This window comes from Streptomyces sp. NPDC059456, assembly GCF_042750055.1.
Taxonomy (GTDB): Bacteria; Actinomycetota; Actinomycetes; order Streptomycetales; family Streptomycetaceae; genus Streptomyces.
Genome location: NZ_JBHYVA010000455.1, coordinates 1 through 7,043 on the forward strand (window position 1 = coordinate 1; position 7,043 = coordinate 7,043).

Consider the following 7,043-nt stretch of genomic DNA (forward strand, 5'->3'; position numbering starts at 1 on the left):
CGGGGGGGGGCGGGGGCTCTTATTCTGGGGGGGTTTGGCGCCGCCCCCCCCCCTGTTTCTACTTGCGCAGGCCTGTGACCTGGTGTTCTGTGAGCTACTCAACGAGCGACCGAACGACGCTGAGTCGCTGTCCGTTCAGTCGCTCGGTCGCTGGGACCTCGGATGGACACGTACATCTGTTCTGGCTCGTATGCCTCTCCTCTCCCGGTGGTTTCGCTAACCTGTTGTTGGGCGTTGAGTCGCTTCAGTCGCTGATGGGGGAAGTGAATGGCAGCTGAGCTGCGGGTTTCGCGCAGCGACCCAAGGCGGTCGCAGCCTCTGCCGACTGCTGTCTGGTGCGCTCGCCAGGGGTGGCCGGTTCACCCCCTTGCGCCGGGCCGCAAGACGCCCGTCGGCAACTGCGACGCGTGCCGCGCCCCGGGCCACGACCGCGGCGCGTGCCGGTGCCTGCGGGCGGGCCGCTGGTGCCACGGGTTCCACGCCGCCACGCTCGACTCCGAGCGGATCCGCCAGTGGTGGGGTGCCCGTCCCGATCTCGGTGTCGGCGTCGCCACCGGTCCCGCGGGCCTCGTCGTGATCGACATCGACGCGCACGCGCGCGAACTCCCCGGCCGCGAACGGCTGCTGCCCGGCGTCGGGATAGCCGACACGGTCGACCTGACCGGGCTGGCCAACGGATTCCACACCCTGGGCGTGCTGGCCGCGTTACGCGGTGCCGTGAGCCCGGCCGACGACGAGACGACCCTGCGCGTGCGGACCCCGTCCGGCGGCCTGCACGTCTGGTACCGCAACGGCGGCGGCCACCGCTGGCAGTGCTCCACCGGATCGGGCAGCGGCCGGGCCCTCGCCTGGCAGGTCGACGTACGGGCGCACGGCGGGTACATCGTGGCCCCGGGGACCGTCACCCCCGCCGGGGTCTACCGCCCGCTGGGCGCCGTACGGATGCCCGCGCCGCTGCCGGGCTGGCTCGCCCGCGAACTGGAGCGCACCGGACACCTGCCCGCCGCGGCCGTTCCCGGGCCGCGGCCGGTGCCGCCCCGGGCCCGGCAGGCCGTCATCGCCGCCGGCGGGGGACGCGGGGCTCCGGACCGGATCCTCGCCGGAGTGCTGGCCGAGGTGGCCGACTGCGCCCTCGTACCCGAAGGGGCCGCGTTCTCCGAGAAGTTGAACCGCGCCGCCTACACCGCCGGGGGACTCGTCGCCGCGGGCCACGTCACCGAGGCCCAGGCCCTGCGGGCCCTGGAGGAAGCGGCCGGCCGGGCCCGCCCCGGGCAGGAGCGCCGCTGCCGCGCCATCATCCGCAGTGGGCTGAGTGCGGGCCTGGCGCGCCCCCTGGCCCTCCGAGGCAGCGCGTGAGCGTGGAGAACGACAGCATGCTGGCCGGCTTCGACGTGCAGGCCGTCGCGGCCCAGATCCTCGCGCAGCCCGTCCCGGCCCCCCGGGGCTCCGAGGAGTCCCTGGAGTCCATCGAACGCTCCGCGGGCCGGGAGACGGCCGTACAGGGCCCCGCAACCGCCCTGACCGCGGCCGACGGCGAGGCGACGGCGGACGGGCTGCTGCCCGACACCCTCACCGACCGCGGCAACGCCAAACTGTTCGTCAAGCTGTACCGCAACGACTACCGGCACGTTCCCGGCATCGGCTGGTACCGCTGGGACGGCACGCGCTGGCAGATCGACGAGGACGACACCGTGATGTGGTCCGCGGGCGACCTCGCGGAATCCATCGCCACCACGGACCCCCGGGGCGTCCACACCACGGCCGCACTCCAGCAGCACCGCCGCCGCACCCTCAGCACCAGCGGGATGAACGCCATGCTCACCCAGGCGAAGTCCGCCCCGGGCATGGTGCTCAACGCGGCCCGCCTGGACGCCGACCCGTACGCGCTGTGCACGCCCGCCGGGGTCGTGGACCTGCGGACCGGGCACATCCGCCCCGCCGAGCCGACGAAGGACTTCCACTCCCGCTCCACCTCGGCGGCGCCGCAGCCCATGCCCACGCCGCGCTGGAACCGCTTCCTGACCGACACCTTCGGCGAGGGGACGGAGGGCGCCGAGATGATCGACTTCCTCCAGCTGCTGCTCGGCTACTCCGTCACCGGGGACGTCGGCGCCCAGGTCATGCCCTTCCTGTTCGGCTCCGGCAAGAACGGCAAGTCCGTGCTCCTGGACGTCCTGATGAAGCTGCTCGGGGACTACGCCGACGCGGCGCCACCCGGGTTCCTCATGTCACGGCCGTACGAAGGGCACCCGACCGACCTCGCCGAACTGCACGGCCGCCGCGTCATCGTGTGCAGCGAGGTCAAACCGGGCGACCGCTTCGACGAGGCCCGCGTCAAACTGCTCACCGGCGGCGACCGCATCAAGGCGCGCCGGATGCGGCAGGACTTCTTCAGCTTCGAGCCGACCCACAAGATGTGGCTGCTGGGCAACCACCGGCCGGAGGTGGGCACCGGCGGATTCGCGTTCTGGCGGCGCATGCGGCTGATCCCGTTCGAGCGGGTCGTCTCCGACGACCGCAAGATCGACAACCTGGCCGACGTCCTCGTCACCCAGGAGGGCCCGGGCATCCTCAACTGGCTGATCGACGGGGCCCGTCGCTACCTCGGCGGCGACCGCGACCTCACCGGCCCCGAACGGGTCCGCATCGCGACCACGGCGTACGCGGAGACCGAGGACCACACCGGACGCTTCATCGGCGAGACCTGCCGCCTGGAGGCCGATCTGAGGGCCGAACAAGCGCAGCTCTACGCGGCCTACAGGGGCTGGTGCCAGAATGAAGGGGCTCCGGCGATATCGTCCCGGGCCTTCGCGGCACGCGTCCGCGAGTCGGTGGGACTTGCCTCGCCGAAGGAAATGATCCTGTCCAACCAGCGCAAGTACTACCCGGGCATCGGCCTGCTCGCGGACGAGGAGACAGCATGAGCGCCCTCATCGCAGAAGACGAGATCATCCACGAGGTGGACCTCGTCTGGCTGGAGGACATCAGCCGGCTCGACTACGTCCGCCAGAGCCTGGACCGGCTGCCGACCCGGCGCGGCCGGCCCGCGTACCACCGCGACGGGCGGATGGTCGGGTACGCGCTGCTGGGGCCGAAGGCCAAACCCTCCCGCTCCTCCGGCACGTTCCGGCGGCGGGTGTTCTGGCTGCTCCCGCACGACCGGGACTCCGCGCCCGACGGGCTGTACGCGACGGGGGCGCCGGCCGAGGCCGTGGACGCCAGGACGCTGGCACCGGGCAACAAGGGGCGCAAGACGGAGCGTTCGGAGGGCGGCCCCATGTCATCGGCGGTCCGCGGCCTCCTCCCGTAGCCCTGCCGTCGCGCTCCGCGGTGGCCCCCGGTCGCTCCGCGGTACCCCCTCGTGGCTCTGGCGGTGCCCTGCGCCGGCGCCGCGTCCGGCGCCTCCGCCGGGCCCCGGCAGGGCGCCTCGACCGATCCCGTCGCAGCCGACCGCCCACCGGGTGCGCGGTCCCGGCGCAGCCCTCCCGGGTGGCCGCGGGTCCATCACCCTGCTGCACCGCCGCCGGTGGCCCGGCCGGGAACGTGGATCGGCGACGCCGCCGTTTGCCGACACCGGCCTTCAGGGGATGGAACACGCGTCGGGGCTCGCGTCGCCGTGAGGGCACACGATCTTGGTGCGACTGCGGCGGGTTCTGCGGCCGCTGCTAGCCTGCGGCCCATGATCAAGGGTGGCCCGGCAGGCCGAATAGGCCGCATGGCGGGGGACAGCAGGCCGGAGCGCGTGCTGGTCGCTGCCAGTTTCGTCAACCGGGTCGGCAACGGTCTGTTCAACGCGGCGTCTGCGCTGTATTTCACCATGGTCGTGGGCCTGCCCGCGGTGCAGGTCGGTGCCGCGCTCACCATTGCCGGAGTGATCGGCCTGTGCGCGGGGATACCCGGCGGGCATCTCGCCGACCGGCGCGGCGCGCGCACGATCATGATGCTGGCCCTCGCGGTCCAGGCGGTGTCGATGGCGGCCCTCGTCCTCGTCGACAGCTGGACCGCGCTCACGATCGTCGCGACGGCCGACCAGATCGCCGCGGCGGTCGGCGGGGCGGCCTGGGGCGCTCTGGTGGTCCGGGTCGGGGGTGATCGCCCGGCCGTGTTCCGGGCGAAGCTGCGCACCTTCGTCAACCTGGGCGTCGTACTGGGAACGGTGGGCGCCGGGCTTGCGCTGGCCGCGGACACCCGCGGCGCCTATGTCACGTTGGTCCTCGGCAACGCGGCGAGCTTCGCCCTGTGCGCGGTGCTGTTGCTCCTGCTACCCCGCTACCCGGTGCTGGCCGCACCGTCGCAGCAGCGTCGCTGGCTCGCTTTCGCGGACCGTCCGTTCTTGACGTTCACCGCCCTCTACGGGGCCATGGGGCTGCAATACCCGGTGGTTTCCCTGCTCCTGCCGATCTGGATCTCCGAGCACACCGAAGCGCCGCGCTGGACTGTGGCCGCGCTGTTCGCCGTCAATTCCGCCTTCTGCGTACTGATGCAGACCAGGATCGGCTCCCGTATCGAGACCCCGCACGACGGCGGCACGGCGTTTCGCACTGCGGGACTGCTCTTCCTCGTCAGCTGCCCGATGATGGCGCTGGCGGCGTACACCCCTGTCTGGGCGGCAGCAGGACTGGTCCTGGCCGCGATCTTCGTCCACAGCCTGGGAGAGGTCTGGGAGTCCTCGGCGTGCTTCGCCCTGGGCTTCGGTCTTGCCCCCGAACATGCCCAGGGCCAGTACCAAGGTGTCCTCGGCCTCGGCTTCAACACGGGCCAAGCTCTTGCCCCCGCGATCCTCACCACGGTGGTGCTCGGCCTCGGCACGGCGGGCTGGCTGCTGCTGGCGTTGTTCTTCGCGGCGCTGGGTGCTGCCGGCCCATCTCTTGCCCGCTGGGGTATGCGGACCCGGCCGCAGCCGGGCGTTGCTGCGGAAGTGACGAGATGACCGGGGAGTAGGTGCGGGAGCCTGCCGAGTGGCGTGGAACGGTGCGCGTGCATCGCGCTGCCGCTGGAGTAGTGGCATGGCACGGGTGGTCAGGCCGCCTGGCCGTAGCCGTCCGCGCCGGGGCCATCGCCGCGCACCGGGTCGAGGACCAGGCCCTCGTTGTCCGGGTACCCGGCGTCCGCCGTCGCGGCGGCCGCGGTGAGCTCGTCCTCCAGCCGCCGCCTGAACGTTGCCGCGTCGTACGCCGTCGCCTCACCGGGCTCGGCGAGGCCGACCTCCACCACGTAGTGGCCCGGCTTCGTCCCGATGTCCTCCCACGGCAGGAGTTGCTCGCTCCGGTCTGCGTACTCCTCGGAGCCGGCCACCGCGACGTCACCGGTCCGCAGTTCCTCAGCGAGCGCGGCGCACACCATGGCCTCGAAGTGCTTGCACACGAAGGCGCTGGGCCGGTTCTTGTCCCGTACGGCCTTCTGCCGGTTCAGCGTGGCGAACGAGATGTCGACCGGGCGGCCATCCTCGTGCCGTTCGGGAATGTACCGCCGCCGCGGGCACTCCCAGGGCGCCAGCCTGCACGCGCAGGGCCTTCGCCATGGCGTGCAGCGCGGGTGCGAGCCCCTCGGCCAGGAGGAGTTGCACATGCCGTAGCGGCATGTGGTGTCGTCGGGGGCACCACAGCACGAAAGGCCCTGTCTGCGATGTACCCCTCCGCCACGCCTCCCCGCGAGGTCAAGATCGGCGATGCCGCCGCCTTCGCCGGAACCACCCCGCGCGCCATTCGTCACTACCACCAGATCGGTCTGCTGCCGGAGCCCGGGCGGGGCGGAGACGGACGCCGCCGCTACGGCTACGACGACATGATCCGCCTGCTGTGGATCCGCAAGATGTCCGAGGCCGGCATCAGCCTGGACGACATGCGGGCCGCCTTCGACGTAGCCCGGGACGTCGAGGACGTCCTGGGCCGGCTGGAGGAGTCCCTGGCCGCCCAGGAGGCCGACATCAAGCGTCAGCGCGCGGCAGTCCGGCGTCTGCGGGTCGTGGGCAGCCCACGGGGCTTGCTCTCCCCGTTGGTCACGGACCGGCTCAGCCACCTGCCTGACGGCGCACTGCGCCCCTGCGACCTGGACACCCTGCTGGTCACGGAACGGATCTTCGGGCCGCTGGGAGCGGCAATTCAGGCCAGCGTGTTCATCACCCTCGCGACCCATCCCGCCCTACGGGCCGAGGCGGACCGCCTCGACGCGGCCGATGCCGCCCTCGATGACACCGTCGACCCCTACGACCCACGGGTCGAGGAACTCGCCGCGCAGCACTGCGCCCATCACGAGGCCCTGCTCCAGGCCGTGGAAGCGGCCGGACTGGACGTGGCCGAGGAGAAGCTCTTCGAGATCTACGACGCCGGGGCGAGCGGCGAGGAGGACGCCCGGATGAGTGCCTTCGAAGCGGTGACCAAGATGCCCTACGGCTTCTCCCCGGCCCGGACGCGGTGCATGGAACTCACGGCACGGCTCATGGCCGAGGCCCCCTCCGCAGGCGGCTGATCGCTGGTGTGGCCGTGCGTGCGGATCCCGGATCGGCCATCGACACGAAGCCAGCGTCTCGGCGCGGCCGACGGACGGCCCGGAGCCCGGCGCAGACCTCGCGTGGCCGCGGTCCGCCACGCCGCCCGGCACCGGGAGTGCCCCCCTCCGCGCAGAACCCGGGGGTGGCCGCGGGTCCGTCACCCCGCGGCACCGCCCGATGGGTTCGGCGCGGCCGGCCGGTGGTTGGGAGCTGGGGCCCGGGGCAGTACGCCGTCGCAGTGCCGTCGGGGGCGCGGTCATGGTTCGGGCGGGCCGTGAGCAGGGCTCTGCGGGGCCCGGTCCGGCGTTCGTAGGCCTCGGGGTGGCCGCGCCGGCCGGCCGGAGGGTGGAGTTGGGCGGAAGGCATGGAAAAAAAACGGGACACCCGGTATATTTCTGTGGCGTACGGAGTCGGCCGATGGGGGAGGCGCCGCTGTGCAGCGGGAGCGTCGTATGCGGGTGCAGGTGGTGGTGGTCGGCGGGGGGCCCCTCGGCTTCGGGCTCTTATAAACAAAAACCAACCCCCCAAACCCAATTCGATCTCGGGGTGGGGG

Annotated in this window: 6 protein-coding genes; 5 read left to right on the plus strand and 1 reads right to left on the minus strand. The window is 72.3% G+C overall.

The annotated features are described in order from the left end of the window. Positions 1 to 267: 267 nt before the first annotated feature. From ACFXA3_RS30115 to ACFXA3_RS30130, 4 genes are all read left to right on the plus strand, one after another. On the plus strand, positions 268 to 1,356 hold the full coding sequence (locus ACFXA3_RS30115) for a bifunctional DNA primase/polymerase (RefSeq protein ID WP_385191749.1): 1,089 nt from the start codon (positions 268 to 270) through the stop codon (positions 1,354 to 1,356). A 17-nt stretch (positions 1,357 to 1,373) separates the two neighbouring features. Next, positions 1,374 to 2,924, plus strand: coding sequence for a phage/plasmid primase, P4 family (locus ACFXA3_RS30120; RefSeq protein ID WP_385191757.1), 1,551 nt, complete (start codon positions 1,374 to 1,376; stop codon positions 2,922 to 2,924). Next, positions 2,921 to 3,310, plus strand: a complete 390-nt coding sequence (locus ACFXA3_RS30125) for a DUF6009 family protein (RefSeq protein WP_385191750.1) — start codon at positions 2,921 to 2,923, stop codon at positions 3,308 to 3,310. The genes ACFXA3_RS30120 and ACFXA3_RS30125 overlap by 4 nt, the downstream gene beginning before the upstream one ends. Before the next feature lie 369 nt (positions 3,311 to 3,679). Next, the gene (locus ACFXA3_RS30130; protein ID WP_385191752.1) at positions 3,680 to 4,930 is read left to right on the plus strand and encodes an MFS transporter; all 1,251 of its coding nucleotides are present in this window, start codon (positions 3,680 to 3,682) and stop codon (positions 4,928 to 4,930) included. 89 nt (positions 4,931 to 5,019) lie between these two features. Here ACFXA3_RS30130 and ACFXA3_RS30135 read toward each other — a convergent pair whose 3' ends face one another. Then, on the minus strand, positions 5,020 to 5,568 hold the full coding sequence (locus ACFXA3_RS30135; protein ID WP_385191754.1) for a hypothetical protein: 549 nt from the start codon (positions 5,566 to 5,568) through the stop codon (positions 5,020 to 5,022). 57 nt (positions 5,569 to 5,625) lie between these two features. Between ACFXA3_RS30135 and ACFXA3_RS30140 the strand changes: the two genes are divergently transcribed. Beyond that, positions 5,626 to 6,468, plus strand: a complete 843-nt coding sequence (locus ACFXA3_RS30140) for a MerR family transcriptional regulator (protein ID WP_385191756.1) — start codon at positions 5,626 to 5,628, stop codon at positions 6,466 to 6,468. The last annotated feature ends 575 nt before the right edge of the window (positions 6,469 to 7,043 follow it).